Annotated in this window: 12 protein-coding genes; 10 read left to right on the top strand and 2 right to left on the bottom strand. The window is 45.1% G+C overall.

What is annotated here, in order from left to right:
* Positions 1–67: 67 nt before the first annotated feature.
* The 6 genes from ICL80_RS00585 to ICL80_RS00560 all read left to right on the top strand — a co-directional run bounded on the left by ICL80_RS00585 (position 68) and on the right by ICL80_RS00560 (position 8,651).
* Positions 68–1,897, top strand: coding sequence for a DUF885 domain-containing protein (locus ICL80_RS00585; protein ID WP_194214211.1), 1,830 nt, complete (start codon positions 68–70; stop codon positions 1,895–1,897).
* Between the two features lie 151 nt (positions 1,898–2,048).
* Complete coding sequence (locus ICL80_RS00580; RefSeq protein WP_194214210.1) at positions 2,049–3,407, top strand: sodium-dependent transporter; 1,359 nt, start codon at positions 2,049–2,051, stop codon at positions 3,405–3,407.
* Positions 3,408–3,508: 101 nt separating this feature from the next.
* On the top strand, positions 3,509–4,765 hold the full coding sequence (locus tag ICL80_RS00575) for a sarcosine oxidase subunit beta family protein (protein ID WP_194214209.1): 1,257 nt from the start codon (positions 3,509–3,511) through the stop codon (positions 4,763–4,765).
* A gap of 13 nt (positions 4,766–4,778) precedes the next feature.
* Entirely contained in the window at positions 4,779–5,096 is a 318-nt protein-coding gene (locus tag ICL80_RS00570) for a sarcosine oxidase subunit delta (protein ID WP_194214208.1), read from the top strand.
* Positions 5,093–8,071 carry a sarcosine oxidase subunit alpha family protein gene (locus ICL80_RS00565; RefSeq protein WP_194214207.1) on the top strand — a complete coding sequence of 993 codons (2,979 nt, stop codon included), beginning with the start codon at positions 5,093–5,095 and terminating at the stop codon, positions 8,069–8,071. The genes ICL80_RS00570 and ICL80_RS00565 overlap by 4 nt, the downstream gene beginning before the upstream one ends.
* A 40-nt stretch (positions 8,072–8,111) precedes the next feature.
* Complete coding sequence (locus tag ICL80_RS00560) at positions 8,112–8,651, top strand: aminomethyltransferase family protein (protein WP_194214206.1); 540 nt, start codon at positions 8,112–8,114, stop codon at positions 8,649–8,651.
* Between the two features lie 20 nt (positions 8,652–8,671).
* Here ICL80_RS00560 and ICL80_RS00555 read toward each other — a convergent pair whose 3' ends face one another.
* Positions 8,672–9,277 carry a TetR/AcrR family transcriptional regulator gene (locus ICL80_RS00555; RefSeq protein ID WP_194214205.1) on the bottom strand — a complete coding sequence of 202 codons (606 nt, stop codon included), beginning with the start codon at positions 9,275–9,277 and terminating at the stop codon, positions 8,672–8,674.
* A 243-nt stretch (positions 9,278–9,520) separates the two neighbouring features.
* Between ICL80_RS00555 and purU the strand changes: the two genes are divergently transcribed.
* Together purU and ICL80_RS00545 are read left to right on the top strand one after the other, a co-directional pair.
* The gene (gene purU, locus ICL80_RS00550; RefSeq protein WP_228073701.1) at positions 9,521–10,381 is read left to right on the top strand and encodes a formyltetrahydrofolate deformylase; all 861 of its coding nucleotides are present in this window, start codon (positions 9,521–9,523) and stop codon (positions 10,379–10,381) included.
* Between the two features lie 22 nt (positions 10,382–10,403).
* Positions 10,404–11,276: a bifunctional 5,10-methylenetetrahydrofolate dehydrogenase/5,10-methenyltetrahydrofolate cyclohydrolase gene (locus ICL80_RS00545; protein WP_228073699.1), complete on the top strand. Its 873-nt coding sequence runs from the start codon at positions 10,404–10,406 to the stop codon at positions 11,274–11,276.
* A 180-nt stretch (positions 11,277–11,456) separates the two neighbouring features.
* Here ICL80_RS00545 and ICL80_RS00540 read toward each other — a convergent pair whose 3' ends face one another.
* Positions 11,457–12,302 carry an alpha/beta hydrolase gene (locus tag ICL80_RS00540; RefSeq protein WP_194214204.1) on the bottom strand — a complete coding sequence of 282 codons (846 nt, stop codon included), beginning with the start codon at positions 12,300–12,302 and terminating at the stop codon, positions 11,457–11,459.
* Positions 12,303–12,641: 339 nt separating this feature from the next.
* On the opposite strand from ICL80_RS00540, the gene ICL80_RS00535 reads away from it, so the two are divergent.
* On the top strand, positions 12,642–14,774 hold the full coding sequence (locus ICL80_RS00535; RefSeq protein ID WP_194214203.1) for a TonB-dependent receptor: 2,133 nt from the start codon (positions 12,642–12,644) through the stop codon (positions 14,772–14,774).
* A 91-nt stretch (positions 14,775–14,865) separates the two neighbouring features.
* Positions 14,866–15,903 carry a PepSY-associated TM helix domain-containing protein gene (locus ICL80_RS00530; RefSeq protein ID WP_194214202.1) on the top strand — a complete coding sequence of 346 codons (1,038 nt, stop codon included), beginning with the start codon at positions 14,866–14,868 and terminating at the stop codon, positions 15,901–15,903.
* The last annotated feature ends 42 nt before the right edge of the window (positions 15,904–15,945 follow it).

Genomic DNA, 15,945 nt, shown 5'->3' with positions numbered 1-15,945 from the left:
AAAGGCCAGAGGCCTGCCGCTTTATTCCCCAGTGGCGGGCCTCGCTTTTTTAAATCTGGAGCCGAAAATGAAAATCAACAAGAACTTAGCTGTACTGGCAGCATTAACGACAGTGTGTATCACAAACTATTCTTACGGGGCAGATGTGCATCCGCTCGCGGCCTCTGGTATAGTCTTTGCCAGCGGCGCCACAAGCCCTGAAACAGCGCAGGCTGAAGCAGAACAAAAGCTGGCGACTTTAACAAACTCCTATATTGAGATTGCTGCATCACAGGAACCTTTCCTGATGCTAATGTCTGGCAAACCTGTTACAAAATTTCCGACCCTTACATATGCCGCAGCCCTAGAGCGAAGCCAAACTGCACAAGAAAACCTTGAAAAACTTAACGAAATTGATCGCTCTGCTCTGACCCATGAAGGGCAGATCACCGCCAAAATGTTTGAATGGCAAATGAAGAATGAGGTGAAAGAGGCTGATTATTACTGGCTTGGTTTTGTGGTGACCCCGTACCAGTCTGGCATGCTTTTCAGTTCAATATTTCCACCAGCATTTCAGAATAACCCTTTAAAGAATGCTGAAGAGCGCGCTCTTTATGTGTCGTTGATTGCGGATGCGGGCAGGGTTATAAAAGAGCAGCATGAAAAGCTTGCTGGGCAGGAAAAGCGCGATATTCTTTTGCCAAAGGCTGCGGTGCCGGGTGTACGGGCCGTGTATGAAAGCCTGCGCGGTAACATGGCGGCGATTGTTCATGTTGCTGATGCAAAACTTGAGGGCTTGTCTGCTGAAGAAAAGGCGGCTTTTAAAGCGCAGGTTACAGATGCTGTTGAGCAGCAAGTATATTCGGCAATTGATGCGATGCTAGCATATCTGGATGATGATTATGTGGCAAAGGCCCCTGAAGCTGTGGGTTTGGCACAGTATAAAGGTGGTAAGGAATACTATCAGTATTTGATTGAAAAAGAGACGACGCAGAAGCTTAGCCCAGAAAAAATACACCAGCTTGGCCTGGATTATATGCAGGAAATACAAGGCAAGATGGCGAAAATTCGCGAGCAGCTTGGCTTTAAAGGTACGCAAGCAGAATTTCATGAAAAATTACGGCACGACCCTAGATTTCTGTCTAAAACACCTGAGGCTCTTGAAGTTCGTTTTAAGGAATATATAGAGCGCCTCCGCCCCAAGGTTGCTGAGTATTTTTCCCTTACTCCTAAGGCACCTTACGGCGTGAAGCGTCTCGATCTCGCTGCAGAGGCCGGTATGACATATGGCTATTATGAAGCCCCAAATGCTAAAAAAGAGTATGGTTATTATAGGTACAATGGTTCTAATCTTGATAACCGGCCGTTGGTGTGGATTGCAGCGCTGACCTACCATGAGCTTGTGCCAGGCCATCACTTTCATATTGCCCTTCAGAGGGAAAACGAAAAGCTATCTGAGTATCGACAAAAGGGCGCTTTTTATACGGCTTTCAATGAAGGTTGGGCAAACTATGCAGCAAGCCTTTCTTTTGAGATGGGGCTGATGGACGATCTATATGATCAGTATGGGTGGCTACTTTTTGACAGCTTCATAACGAACCGATTGGTTGTTGATACGGGCATGAATTATTATGGCTGGTCTCTTGAAAAGGCACAGGCATATATGCGCGATAACACCTTTTCAAGTGAACAGGAAGCCGAGCTTGAAACACTGCGGTATTCAACAGATTTACCTGCGCAGGCATTGGCATACAAACTGGGGTATAATAAGTTCTGGGAAATCAGACATGATGCAGAAAAGCACATGGGTGATGCCTTCAATATTAAAGATTTCCACGCTGCCGTAATTGGTAGTGGTGCTATGCCATTACCAATACTTGCCGAGCATGTAAGCTGGTACTTAAATCAGTCTCGATAAGGGTCTGCAAATAGTGGAATGAATATCACGCAAGGCTAGAGATTCTATAAAGTACAGTATTGTATAATATAGAAAATCTCGCCCTATGTGATGATGTAAAGTGCAAGCAGCCTGATTTGGCTTGTAAAGGCTTGTGTAAGGGGATTGAGTTGTGGCTATAGCAAAATCGGGCGGACAAAAATGGTCGAGTAAACTGGCATTTTTACTGGCCACGATAGGGTTTTCAGTTGGCTTGGGAAATATATGGCGGTTCCCTTATGTTACGGGTGAAAGCGGCGGTGGTGCCTTTGTTCTTGTTTACCTTCTATGTGTTCTTCTTATTGGTTTGCCACTGGTTATGGCTGAAATGGCAATTGGGCGCCGCGGCCAGGGTACACCTTGGGAGAGTGTTGCACGTGTTGCAAAAGAAAGTGGACGGTCTGGTAAATGGGGTTTCGTAGGTGCCCTGACCATGTTTACAGCTTTTCTGATTACCAGTTATTATGCCGTGATTGGTGGCTGGACACTGGATTATACTTTTCGTGGCTTGGGTGGTGAATTTTTAGAGCTTGATGGACCAGCGGCAACCGCATTGTTTGAGGGGTTTCTTGCCGATTCTTGGCGAATGCTTATCGGGCATAGTCTTTTCCTAATTTTAGTTGGTTGGGTTGTATCAAAAGGCTTGACCGGTGGGATTGAGAAGGCCGTGAATATTTTGATGCCATTACTATTTTCTCTGGTGTTGTTTTTGGCAATTTATTCATTGTGGGTCGGGGATGCATCAAAAGGGCTTGGGTTTCTCTTTAACCCCGACTTCAGTAAAATTAGTTTTGCTACAGTTTTATCAGCTGTTGGTCAGGCCTTCTTCTCAGTCGGCGTGGCTATGGCGGCGATGATGATGTATGGCGCTTATTTAGACAAAGACGAGGACATAACATCTTCGGCTTTGGTGGTTTGTCTGGTTGATACAGGGGTGGCGCTTGTTGCTGGGGTTGCCATTTTCCCACTAGTCTTTGCCTTTGGCTTAGAACCTTCTGGTGGGGCAGGGCTGGTATTTCAGACCTTACCTGCAATTTTTGCAGAAATGACAGGCGGATGGTTTTTTGCGCCTTTATTTTTTCTAGCACTTGTATGCGCGGCGTTTACCTCCTGTATTGCTATTACAGAACCTTGGGTGGCGTGGTTTGAAGAGCATGGTTATCTCAGGCGTAAACAAGCAATTTGGCTTATTATTGGGTTATTGTGGCTTATAGGGGTTATTGTTGTTTTCTCGATGTCTGGTTCGTCGATGTTCATTATAAACGGTATGACCTTTTTTGAATTTGTTGATTATATTTCCAACAGTATATTCTTACCTATAGGGGGATTGTTGATTGCCTTGTTTGCCGGTTGGTGTGTAAAGCCAGCTCATATCGCAGAGGAACTCGGAAAACATACAGATTCTATGATTTTTAAGAGCTGGATATTTCTTGTTAAATTTATAATACCTATCATATTGATATTATTGATTATTTTCGGAATATCGGAATAGAGGGAAAGTCACTTTCTGTTCTTTGTTGATGCTATTTTTACCTTGAAAAATACATATATGTATAATATGGTATGTGAAATCGTAAAAAATGTAGTATATGTATGGTTAAGTTTTCTAAAAAATATTCTGCCCTTTCCCTCGCGGTAGAAGCGCTGCGCGGGCATGTTGGCTGGAAGCCTGCTTGGCGGAATGCTGAGCCTAAACGCCAGTATGATATGGTCCTTATAGGCGGTGGTGGCCACGGGCTTGCTACAGCTTATTATCTTGCAAAGGTCCATGGTTATAAAAATATTGCAGTGCTTGAAAAGGGCTGGATTGGTGGTGGTAATAGCGGTCGAAATACGACGATCGTACGCTCTAATTATTTTTTTCCGGAAAGTACGGCTTTTTATGATTTTTCTTTAAAGTTGTATGAGGGCCTATCTAGGGAACTCAATTATAACGTCATGTTTTCTCAGCGCGGCATGATGATGTTGGCGCATGATCGTCATGGTGTGGAGATGCTCCGGCGATCAGCAAATGCCATGCTGCTAAATGGTGCTGATGCCGAGTTTTTAAGTCCACATGAAGTGAGAGCGCGCGTTCCGGGGCTTAATCCTTCCCCCAGATTCCCTATCATGGCGGGGCTTAATCAGCCCCGTGGTGGTTCGGCTCGGCATGATGCTGTTGTCTGGGGATATGCTCGTGCGGCTGATGCCTTGGGTGTTGATATCATTCAGGGTTGTGAAGTAACAGGGTTTGGTATCGAAAATGGTCAGGTCAACGCTGTGGAGACATCTCGTGGCCGCATTGAAACAGGGAAAGTTGGTGTGGCCGTTGCTGGCCATTCAAGTATGATTGCTCAAATGGCTGGGTTTAATTTGCCCATAATATCCTATGCATTACAGGCTTATGTATCTGAGCCCTTAAAGCCGTGCCTTGATACAGTTCTTCTGTCACCAGCGACTGGGGTTTATGTTAGCCAATCAGATAAAGGTGGTTTGGTTATAGGGTCGTCGCTTGATCTGTACCCATCATATGCGCAGCGCGGTAATTTGCCTACTATGGAAGCGTCTGCCGCAGGTATCGTTGAATTATTTCCACAGTTTTCCAGAGTGAAGTTTCTACGCCAGTGGGCTGGCATTGTCGATGTAATGCACGATTCAACGCCGGTTGTTGGGAAAACCCCAGTGAAAGGGCTTTATTTCAACTGTGGCTGGGGTACGGGTGGCTTCAAGGCAATACCGGGCGGTGGATATTGTTTTGCACATACTATGGCTAATGATGAGCCTCATCCGCTTGTAGCCCCGTTCAGCTTAAAAAGGTTTGAGACTGGCCGCTTGATTGATGAAGCTGCTGGTGCAGGCATCGCTCATTAAAGAAGGGCTTGTAATGTTAAAGATAGATTGTCCGTGGTGTGGCCCTCGTGCCGAAGTTGAGTTTTGCTGTGGCGGCGAAAGTCACATTCAGCGCCCAGAGCCGTTTGATAAGGTGACCGACGCCGAATGGGCATCATACCTGTTCTACCGTCAAAATCCCAAAGGGCTGCACTTTGAGCGGTGGGTGCATAAGCACGGGTGCCGCCAATGGTTTAACGTTGCGCGCGATACAGTAACGCACGAAATAAAATCTGTTTACTTGATGGCTGACCCAAAACCAGACGTGCAAAAACTAACACCAACGGGCAAACAAAAAGAGACAAATAAATGAGTGGCTATCGTGTTTCTTTACCTGCAGGCAAGAAAATAAGCTTCCGTTTTGATGGCAAGCTACATACTGGCTATGAAGGGGATACGCTTGCTTCAGCTTTGCTTGCAAATGGTGTGAGTGTTGTTGCACGTAGTTTTAAATATCACCGCCCTCGCGGTATTTTAACGGCAGGGATCGATGAGCCCAATGCCTTGGTTCAGCTGGAAACTGGGGCGGAAACTGTTCCTAATGTTAAGGCAACTTCAATTAAGTTGTATGACGGCTTGCATGCCCGCTCTGTTAACGCATGGCCGTCTGCGAAATTTGACTTAATGTCTGTCACAGGCATGTTTCAGGCATTTTTGCCTGCAGGTTTTTATTATAAAACCTTCATATGGCCAGATTGGCACTTGTTCGAGCCAACTATTAGAAGGGCTGCTGGTATGGGCAAGAGCCCAGATAGTGTCGACCCTAATGCATACGAACACGTTTATGAAGCGGTTGATTTTCTGGTTGTTGGTGGTGGGTTGACAGGTCTGATTTCCGCCTATTTTGCGGGGCTTTCAGGTGCAAAGGTGGTTCTTGTAGATCTTGATAGCGAATGGGGCGGTATGCTTCTTTCAAATGAGACCAGCATTAACGGTAGCCCGGCATCCGTTTGGGTAAAAGATATCGTTGCTAAATTGGCAGCAATGGAAAATGTCAGGCTGTTAAATAATACTGTTGCTTTTGGGTTTTATGATCACGGGCTTATAGGGCTTCTTGAAACAGTTATTCGTGAAAGCACGCAGAAAAAAGCTGTGCGGCAACGCCTTTGGAAGATAAGGGCCAAGCAGGTTGTTCAGGCGACCGGTGCTCTAGAGCGGCCCCTTGTCTTTCCAGGGAACGACAGGCCAGGAATTATGCTTTCTTCTGCAGCGCAGGCATATTTGCAGCGATACGGTGTGGCATGTGGGCGAAATGCTGTTTTCTGCACATCAAATGATAGTGCTTACGAGGTCGCCCTTGCGTATGTAAAAGCGGGTATAAAAGTGAAAGCCATTGTAGACCTGCGGCCTGGTTCCAATGCACAGATTGTGCAGGATATAGTGCATTCAGGCGTTCCGGTTTATTTTTCTACAGCTGTGACAAACACGTATGGCAAAAATGGTATTCACTCACTTGAGTTGCATCAAATAGACAAAAGCGGGGCGGCACTGACGGGAACGGCTCAGCGCGTGGACTGTGATGTATTGCTAACATCTGGGGGGTGGTCGCCGTGTGTGCAGTTATTTTCTCAATCGGGTGGCTCACTCGCTTTTGATGAAGAGATACAAGGTTTTAAGCCTGTGCGTTCTGTACAGAAAGAGATATCTGTGGGTGCAGCTGCTGGACGGTACGATATTACAGAAAGTATCAAGAATGCTATAAGTGTAATAGCTGATGCTCTTAGGGTGGAAGGTTATGACCCTCAAGAGCCTCCACCGGTTACAATAGCTGGGGGCATTGAATTTGGAGCTCAGTGCCCTATTCGGCAGATCGATGTGTCTGGCCTGCGGGGTTCAAGACCGAAGGCATGGATAGATTTTCAGCATGATGTCACTGATAGTGATATCCGTTTGGCACTTAGGGAGAACTATCGCTCTGTAGAACATGTGAAGCGCTACACAACCCTTGGAATGGCGTCTGATCAGGGCAAGACATCAAATGTAAATGCCATTGGTGTTATGGAAAAAACAATGGGTGTTTCCATGGCTCAGGTAGGAACAACCAAGTTTCGTCCACCTTATGATCCTGTAGCTATTGGTGCCATGGCGGGCATGCGGATTGGGGAAAACCTGCATCCTCTTTCTCAAATGGCTGCGCATGAAAGCCATGTTAAGCAAGGTGCTGTTTTTGAAGACTATGGCAGATGGTTGCGTCCTGTATATTATGCACAGGGCAGTGAGAGTGAAGATGAGGCTATCGCAAGAGAAGTCATGGCAGTTAGAAATGGTGTTGGCATTTTTGAGGCATCACCACTTGGAAAAATTGAGGTTGTAGGCACAGATGCGGCCGAATTTTTGAATCGCATTTATGTTAACAATATGAAAACCCTGAAGCCGGGTAAGTGCCGGTATGGCCTTATGTTGAATGAGCAGGGAATTATTCATGATGATGGTATTTTAGCATGTCTTGGGGAAAATCATTATCTTGTGGGTACAACTAGCGGTCACGCTGAGGCTATACATGAAGCGCTGCAGGAGTGGCTGCAATGTGAGTGGCTGAATTTGGATGTCGTAACGGAGAATGTTACGACAAATTGGGCTGTCATAACGGTAGCAGGACCTAAAGCCCGTCAGGTTTTGTCGCGCCTTGAAAGTGACATCAGTTTTGCCCCGGATGATTTCCCTCATATGGCGCAAAAGCTTGGCGTACTTCAAGGTATGCCATGCCGCGTGCAACGGGTTAGTTTTTCAGGCGAAGTATCCTACGAAGTTTCTGTCCCTTGGGGATATGGCCATTATCTGTGGGAACTGCTTCTTGAGGGCGGTAAACCTGAGCAGATTACGCCCTTCGGTGTTGAGGCCTTGATGGTTATGCGGGTGGAAAAAGGGTTTCTGCATGTAGGGGCTGATACCGATGGCACAACACTGCCTATGGATGTGGGTTTTGGGAATATTATTGCAAAGAAAATTGATGACTTTGTTGGTCGACGTTCACTGATGACAGAGAATGCCCTTAGCAGTGATCGTCGGCAGTTTGTTGGTATTGAAGTGCTCGATGGTAAAGGACCTCTTGATATTGGGGGCCATGTTATTGGTTTGCATGCTTCTGCGCCTGGAAAAACTCAAGGATGGGTAACTTCTAGTGTTATGTCGCCCACACTTGGGCGACCTGTCGCTCTGGGGCTGGTGGAGTGTGCATCCATGCGTATTGGCGAGGAGGTTCAGGTATGGAGTTTAGGAAAATCACGCAAGGCACGCTTGGTTTCTCCATGTGTATACGACCCTAAAGGGGAACTGTTAAATGCATGAAGTTAGGAAAAGATCGCCTTTGGGAACTGAGCACTCTATAATGCCAGCGAAAGCATTTTCATGTGGTTCTACATCACTTCTGGAAATACCCGGTATAGGGTTTTGTAAAGTTTCTCTCGGGCGTGGCTGTAAGATTGAAAAGAAAGCTATCTCCAAATGTATGGGTCAAGCGGTGCCTGATCAACCCAACACTTACTCTGAGAAAAGTGGAGTGCGTGTTTGCTGGTTGTCAGACCGGGAATGGCTTATTATTGGTGAAGCAGAAAAGGTGAGTACGCTGGCTGATAAGCTGCAGCTTTTATTGGCAGGGGAAACAGCTTTGGTGCTTCAGGTTGATCATATGCTTAGCCTTATGCGTCTTAGTGGTTCTGATGCTATGGCAGTTATTCAAAAGCTTAGCCCTATCGGGCTTGTGGATGATTGGCATGGCCCTGCTGTGTGTGTACAGACCTTGTTGGGGGATGTTAAAGCGGGGCTTGTTGTTGGCGCTTTAGCTGAGGTTGATATTGTGGTTGATCAGTCGGTGGCTTTATATGCTTGGCGTATGCTTGAGAAAACTATGTCAGGGATGGATGGGTAATAGCCGGTGGTTCTAGTATTCTAGAGCCACTTTTGGTTTAGTTTGTCGTTCGCATCTTGATAGCGCTGACCGCATAGAATACGTAAGTAGATGGGGGCTTCAAGGCGCCGCTCATTTTTATCTTGCGTAACATGGTGGCCCATCGAATAATAGCCAATCTGGTGATAGTAAAAAACCTTGGCTCGGGTTTGCGCCTCGCCTTTTTCACAGCCTATAGTCATAAATACGTTGGCAAGATTGTTGAGGCGTTCTTGATCTATTTTGCTCAGGAATTTGTCGGCTTTTGTGTCAACCCGTGCCCATTCCCTGATGGCGAGATCAAAAGTAGGTGAAAAGCTTTCTTCCGAAATCAGCCAATCAAGCATAAGATTGAGATATGCGACAGCTTCTTCGGGGGTGCTGGGCAGGTTTGTATCGGGTATGAATTTATTGTTTGTTGCCCACAGGTTAAGTAGCTGATCTAGGAGATCTTCACGATTTTTGAAGTTGTGGTAAAATCCTCCACGGGTGACGCCTAGTGTTTTGGCAAGTCTATCGACCCTCACCCCTGCAATGCCTTCATTAATGAGGGCATTTTTTGCTGTTTCCAACCACTGCTTGGCTGGGATTTTTGTAGTGTTGACCATAAGTTAACTCCCAGAGTGATATTAAGCAAGACTGTGGTGTTGTCAATCAGCCTGATGTTCAGTGAGACGTAAAACCATATAATTTTCTACCAAGGTGCAGGGGGGTTGCCACACCGAACCTTGTGCGGCGCTATCATTTTATCTTCTAAGTGCATATTTCCACGCTTGACGTTGGGTGATTCAATATATACATATATGTATAATTAAGAGAGTAATTTTCAAGATTAAACGGAGCTATGTATCATGTATCGCCCGCAGATGTCAGAATTTGTTATTACACTGAAGTGCCCAGATAAGCCGGGAATATTGGCAAAAATAACTCCTTTTTTGTTAGAATGCGGCTGTGATATCCGTGAAGCTTCTGTCTTTGGTGATAAAGAAACAGATGTGTTTTTTATACGAATGCAAATTGCAGCAAAAGATGAAAGCCTGCCCGAAATAGAGTGTGGCTTAAAATCTATTTCTGAGCAGCTTTCCCTGACATGGGAGATTCATGCTGTTGCCAATAAAATGCGGGTCTTGATCGCCGTTTCCAAGTTTGATCATTGTCTCAATGACTTGTTCCATAAATGGAAAATTGGATATTTGCCCATTGATATTGTTGGTATTGTATCTAATCACCCCGATCTGAAGGGGCTGGCTGACTGGTACGGCGTGCCTTATCATTACCTGCCAATCACCAAGGAAACAAAAGCCGATCAGGAGGCAGAGTTTTGGCGCCTTATCTCTGAAAGTGGGGCAGAGCTCACTGTTCTTGCCCGCTATATGCAAATTCTTTCTGATGAATTCACAAAAAAAATCAGTGGCAAGTGTATTAATATTCACCATTCATTTTTGCCAAGCTTTAAGGGTGCTAAACCATATCACCAAGCCTTTACACGGGGGGTAAAATTGATAGGTGCAACTGCCCACTATGTAACAGAAGACCTGGATGAGGGCCCAATCATTGAACAGGATGTTAGGCGCATTACCCATGCGGCATCAGCGGAAGAGATGGTTGAATTGGGCCGTGAAGTGGAGGCCTCTGTTCTGGCGCGCGCGATAAAATGGCACGCGGAACACCGCTTGTTTCTAAATGGCAATAAAACGATTGTTTTCAATTAGGTATGAGTAGTGGGGATGACACGTGACTATAGTGCTTGATGGTAAAACCTTGGCGCAGAAGATTAGCGAACAGGTTACCAAGGATGTATCAAAATTAAAAGCAGAACATAATATAACCCCCTGTCTTGCTGTTGTTCTGGTAGGGGAGGACCCTGCCAGTAAAATATATGTTAGCCGCAAGAAAAGACAAGCTGTTGCTACCGGTATGTTAAGTAAAGAAATTACACTGCCGGAGACAACTAGTAAAAAGCAGCTTCTAAAGGAAATTAGCCTCCTGAACGCCGACCCAAATGTCCATGGTATATTGGTGCAGCTTCCTTTGCCAAAGCATATTGATACGGCTCAAATTATTGAAGCGATTGATCCTCGTAAAGATGTGGATGGATTTCATCCTGTAAATTCAGGTCGGCTTTTTTCAGGCGTTAACTCTGCTCTGGTGCCTTGCACCCCAAGGGGTTGTGTTACACTTGTAAAAAATCATAGAGGGCAAGATCTCACTGGGCTCTTGGCGATAGTGATCGGGTGTTCGAATATTGTTGGAAAACCTATGGCTCAGCTGCTGTTACAGGAAAAAGCCACGGTTATTATGGCGCATTCAAAAACGCAAGATTTGCCAACCCTGTGTCGGAAAGCAGATATCCTGGTTGTTGCAGTTGGTGTGCCGGGTCTTGTAAAAGCTGACTGGGTTAAGGAAGGTGCAACCGTTATTGATGTAGGGATTAACCGTATCAATAACCCTGAGGGCGGTTCCTGCATTGTTGGTGATGTGGATTATGTGGGGGTTTCGTCTGTAGCGGGCGCCATCACCCCTGTTCCAGGCGGTGTTGGGCCTATGACAATTGTATCCTTATTGCAAAATACATATGCGGCTGCCGTAAATCAAATTTATGGTTAGTGTCCAATTTGGTGCCATTTTTGAAATGCTACACGATGTTTCGGTAGTTTCGTTGTCAGCTACTAATAACTTCAAAAACCATAAACTTTTTGCATGACCCTGCCTTAATAGGTGAAGGCAGGGGAAATGAGAAAGCAAGAGCGCCTTCTTTGAGTTTAGAATGGTGCACCGAGATGTTTTTCAGTCAGAGTTACTTAAGATTTTCTTGAAAAAATCAGCAGCGCACTGTGCAAGCGGCTGTAGGGTATGTGCTACTTTTGGCAAAATTGTTAGTTCTGATTTCAAGCCATTTTCTTGCCAGTTTTTATGAAGCGCTTTTAACCGCTCAACACGGTTTTTGCCTGCATCATTCGCGCCTTTAATCCAATGTGGGCTCGAGGGGCAGTGGGTTATATGTTTTGTATCAATATCGCTTTCGCCTACAACCAATTGGGTTGCTACTTTTTGTAAGGTGGCGAGATCAATTGGCGCCCCAAATATGGAGGCAAAATCTTTAGTGCCAACCCACCAATCATGGGTGTCATCAATACGTGTTACAGACCCTGGCGATGCCACAGATAAGGCTAATAGCCTTTCCGGATGCAGATAAAAGAACCTGTGAGCAAAGTGTGCTCCGCCCGAAAATCCAAAAAGGGCAAAATTGGCTGAAGGCATATCATAGCGCTTTATGACCTCATCAACCATGCTCAATAAAATTTGGTCAAAGCGCAGGTTCTGGAAAATTATATATTTATAATTGTCAGTATCTGATGGGTCCCCGACCCCTGTGGGGAATAAAGGAGAAAGTACAATCAGTTTTTGTTCCTCTGCCACGGCAACAAATTGCTTGCGAATAGCATGATGTGCACGGTCACTACCATGTACAACAACGAGCAATCTAAACTCTGAGGCTGTTTCGGGACTCCAGCTTTTAGGCGTATAAGTGCAATAAGAAAACCGTTGATCTGCCTGGCAGGCAATTGTAGTTGAATCGTCCAGATAATATGACGATAGAGGCTGAACTGAACTCTTGGGTAACGTTGCCACAAACAGGGCTCCTTATTATTTTTCTTAAGTCTGGATGTAACGAACATCCTTCAATAATTATATAGTCGCCAATATATGATTATAAATCAAGAAAAATGATGAAATTTAGCATTTTATTTATAAAATTCTCCCACCTTTCCTTCTGATTTAAGCGCACTCAGGGTGATTTCTTAATTTTAAGTTATTGTTTTATAAAATAAAAAAATTAAAATAATACGATTTTATATAAAAATAAATAGTAGCTTGATTTATATATTAAATTGGCTACTATATTTGTGTGTTGTGATAACCAACCATAAGCACTTTGGTGCTATAACTGAATTACTCAGGGAGAATACGATGAAAGTTCAATTGAAAGGTATCTGGTATTTATCAGTGTCAGCTGGTGCCATGTTAATAGCAGGTGCAGTGAACGCCCAGTCTGCTGATACCCGTAAAAAAGACGGTATGTTCGAGGAGATTGTTGTAACAGGCTCCAGATTGCCATCGTCTATTGAATCCATGCCGGGTTCTGTAACGCTGATCGGTGAAGAGGAGCTGGGTAAGCAGCTTGCCGTTACATCTGATCTTGAGGCAATTTTAGGTCAGCTTGTGCCAGGTATGGGGACCAGCTCTGCATCGCCTGCAAATTTTACAACAAGCTTGCGGGGCCGGAAGCCCGTATTTTTCATTGACGGCGTGCCTATTACGCCGACGTTGAATGATGTGGGGCGTGAACTACGCCTGATTGATCCCTCTATTATTAAGCGTATTGAAGTTGTGAGGGGCTCCTCTGCGCTTTATGGTAATAGTGCTGGGGCTGGGTTTATCAATTACATTACCAAGTCTGGCACAAAGGATGATACGACATTCTCAACGGAAGTGGGAACCCAGTTTTCCCTAACCGATATTGGCAATGGATTCCGCCCATCTATTCGTCAGTCCATCAGTGGTGGCGGTGATAAAGTTGATTATATTGCTGCAGGTTACTATGAAAAAGTTGGTGGCTTCTTTGATGCTGACGGCGATAGGATTGCGCCTATTCCGAATGGTGCAAGCGGACTGGCTGACTCTGGTATTTATAGCTTTTATGGTAAGGTTGGGTTCGATTTTGCTGAAAATCAGCGTATTGAAGCCAGTATAAATAAGTATCGTCAAAAGCAGGATACGGATTATAAGCTTTTGGCCGGCAGTGTGGCTAATGGAGTGAAGGCTACTGCTACACCAAAAGATGCAACAGACACTGATGAAGCTGACCAGTACCATGATAATCTTGTGGGTACTTTAACATATTCCCATGCTGATATTGTTGGAACGAGCCTAACACTTCAGGGTTATTACCAGCGTTCTAAAAGTGTGTTTGACTATTCAGCAAACCGCTTTCCGCTTACAAGTAAACCCTCAGGGCAATCTGATACTGAATCAGAAAAGTACGGGTTCCGTTTAGATATGAGAACCCCGCTTGATTTCTTGTCTGAAGGTGCAGAACTGTTGTGGGGTGCTGACTACCTACATGATGATACAGTAACGGGCCTTGTTGATGGTCGTCAATTTGCGCCAACACAGGTTCTAAAGAGTCGGGCGGTTTTTGGTCAGTTATTTATGCCACTTTTCGATAAGCTAACGCTGACGGCTGGTGTGCGGTACGAAAAAGCTGATCTTGAAATCGAAGATTTCACCTCTTTGCTTACTCTGGCTGAAATTACAGGTGGTACACTGGGTTATTCTGCGACTCCTGTAAATGTGGGTTTATCATATGCCATTTCAGATTCAGTTAGTCTGTTTGGCGGCTACTCTCAAGGGTTTGAGGTGGCAAGTGTCGCCAGGGTACTGCGGTCATATCCTGTTGATGTAAATGTTGTTATTCTGAACCCTGAGCCAAACCTTATTGATAGTTATGAAGGTGGTGTCAGAACACATTATGGCGCGGTTTCTACAGAACTTTCTGTTTTCTATACAACATCAACAAATGCTCTGACATTAAACCCTGACCCGAATAACCCGTCTGGGAACGTACTTGAATCCCGTACGGCTGATAAGATTTATGGTATTGAATTTACGTTTGATGCTGATCTGTCTGACACATGGCGTGTTGGGGGTAGCTACACGTGGCTTGAAGGCAAGGAAGACCGTGATTTAGACGGTGAATACGAGAGATGGATTCAACATCGCCGTATCCCGCCTAGAAAAATAACGGCCTATGTTGAGCATGATTTTGCTGATAGCTGGCGTGTGCGGGCTCAAGGCCTTTATTCCGGTGTGCGTGACAAGTTTCCTGGCAGTACAGCTTTTTATGAAGGTGTTATAAACAGCTGGTTTGTAATGGATGTTAGCCTGACTGGTCAGGTTGGACCGGGTACACTTACTATTGGTGTAAACAATGCACTTAATACTGATTATTTCACGCACCTTTCTGAGGCTATGCAGCAAAATGATCGTTATTCTAAGGCACCAGGTGCGACAGGCACGATCAAGTACCGCATAGAATATTAAGAACTATCCCCCTTGTTTCCTCAAGGCATCCCCTTGCCTGCCTTTGTATGCAAAGGCAGGCTTCTTTTTCAAACTGAAAGGTGTGGTGTTTATGAAGACCTTGAAAGATATACATAAATGGCTGGGTTTGGCTTTTATGGTATTCTTGGTTGGTCAAACGATTTCTGGCATGCTTTTGCTATATCGTTCCCCAATAGAAAACTTTATTGCCGGGGAAGATTTGAAACTAAATCGCCAGTATTCTGGTGTTAGTTTAGATAAGATGCTGGCGGGCGTTGAGACTGTTATGCCTAACGCAGTTGTTTCCAGACTTCAGCTTCCGGCTGACACCGGCCACGCTGCAACTGTACGGCTTTATATGCCTGATACACAGGAATATATCTTCCTGTCTCTTGATCCGGAAACAGGCGCAGTGATGGCGCCTTTAAAGGCTTCAAAAGGGTTAATGTTTTGGGTGTTTCGTTTTCATGAAGATCTGCTGTTGGGGGATACGGGAGCATACATAAATGCAGCGCTGGGCATTATGCTGCTTTTTATGTCTGTTTCTGGTGTTTATTTCTGGTGGCTCCTTAGGAAGCGCCAGAAACTTGCAATAGATTTAAGCGCACCACCTATGCGTAAGTGGTATGATATTCACCGTGTTGTAGGGGTTATTCTGGCTCCAATTCTTGTTATACTTGCTGTTAGTGGTGCAGGCATGACCATTAGGGGCTTCTATCTGTCGGGTTCCGCTACTGAGCAGGCTATTGAGTCTCCTGAATATATGCCTTTGGATCCGATTTATAACGAGGCGTCCCGCGCACAGACTATAAAAGAAGTACGCTTTAACTGGAGTACAGGGCAGGCAGTTTTCATGATTAATGCTAGTGATCCTGCGTGGCCGGGGGCTGTCGACCGCATAATGGTGGACATGTTATCAGGACGGATCGAGAAAACTGTTTATTCTGTGTCTGTTCCCTCCGATCAGAAGTTTTTTGCCTGGTTTTATCCTCTTCATAGTTCTTTGGCTCTTGGAAGCGCGGGGCGCTTTGTCCTGCTGATTCTCGGGGCAGGGCTAATGATGTTAGTTTTTTCTGGGTTTATACTATGGCGCATCAGGGAAAATCGCAAAAATAAGACCATAATATAATGGGTTAATCCTAATTCTACAAAAGCCTTGCTTAAGAAGCAT

The organism is Kordiimonas pumila (assembly GCF_015240255.1).
In the GTDB taxonomy this organism is placed as follows: domain Bacteria; phylum Pseudomonadota; class Alphaproteobacteria; order Sphingomonadales; family Kordiimonadaceae; genus Kordiimonas; species Kordiimonas pumila.
This window is presented reverse-complemented; position numbering and strand designations above follow the sequence as displayed.

Excerpts from the sequence above, each read along its gene's own strand:
- ICL80_RS00560 (WP_194214206.1), top strand. The coding sequence starts at position 8,112 with ATGCCAGCGAAAGCATTTTCATGTGGTTCTACATCACTTCTGGAAATA.
- ICL80_RS00530 (WP_194214202.1), top strand. The coding sequence starts at position 14,866 with ATGAAGACCTTGAAAGATATACATAAATGGCTGGGTTTGGCTTTTATG.
- ICL80_RS00565 (WP_194214207.1), top strand. The coding sequence starts at position 5,093 with ATGAGTGGCTATCGTGTTTCTTTACCTGCAGGCAAGAAAATAAGCTTC.
- ICL80_RS00585 (WP_194214211.1), top strand. The coding sequence starts at position 68 with ATGAAAATCAACAAGAACTTAGCTGTACTGGCAGCATTAACGACAGTG.
- ICL80_RS00575 (WP_194214209.1), top strand. The coding sequence starts at position 3,509 with ATGGTTAAGTTTTCTAAAAAATATTCTGCCCTTTCCCTCGCGGTAGAA.
- ICL80_RS00570 (WP_194214208.1), top strand. The coding sequence starts at position 4,779 with ATGTTAAAGATAGATTGTCCGTGGTGTGGCCCTCGTGCCGAAGTTGAG.
- purU (WP_228073701.1), top strand. The coding sequence starts at position 9,521 with ATGTATCGCCCGCAGATGTCAGAATTTGTTATTACACTGAAGTGCCCA.
- ICL80_RS00535 (WP_194214203.1), top strand. The coding sequence starts at position 12,642 with ATGAAAGTTCAATTGAAAGGTATCTGGTATTTATCAGTGTCAGCTGGT.
- ICL80_RS00555 (WP_194214205.1), bottom strand. The coding sequence starts at position 9,277 with ATGGTCAACACTACAAAAATCCCAGCCAAGCAGTGGTTGGAAACAGCA.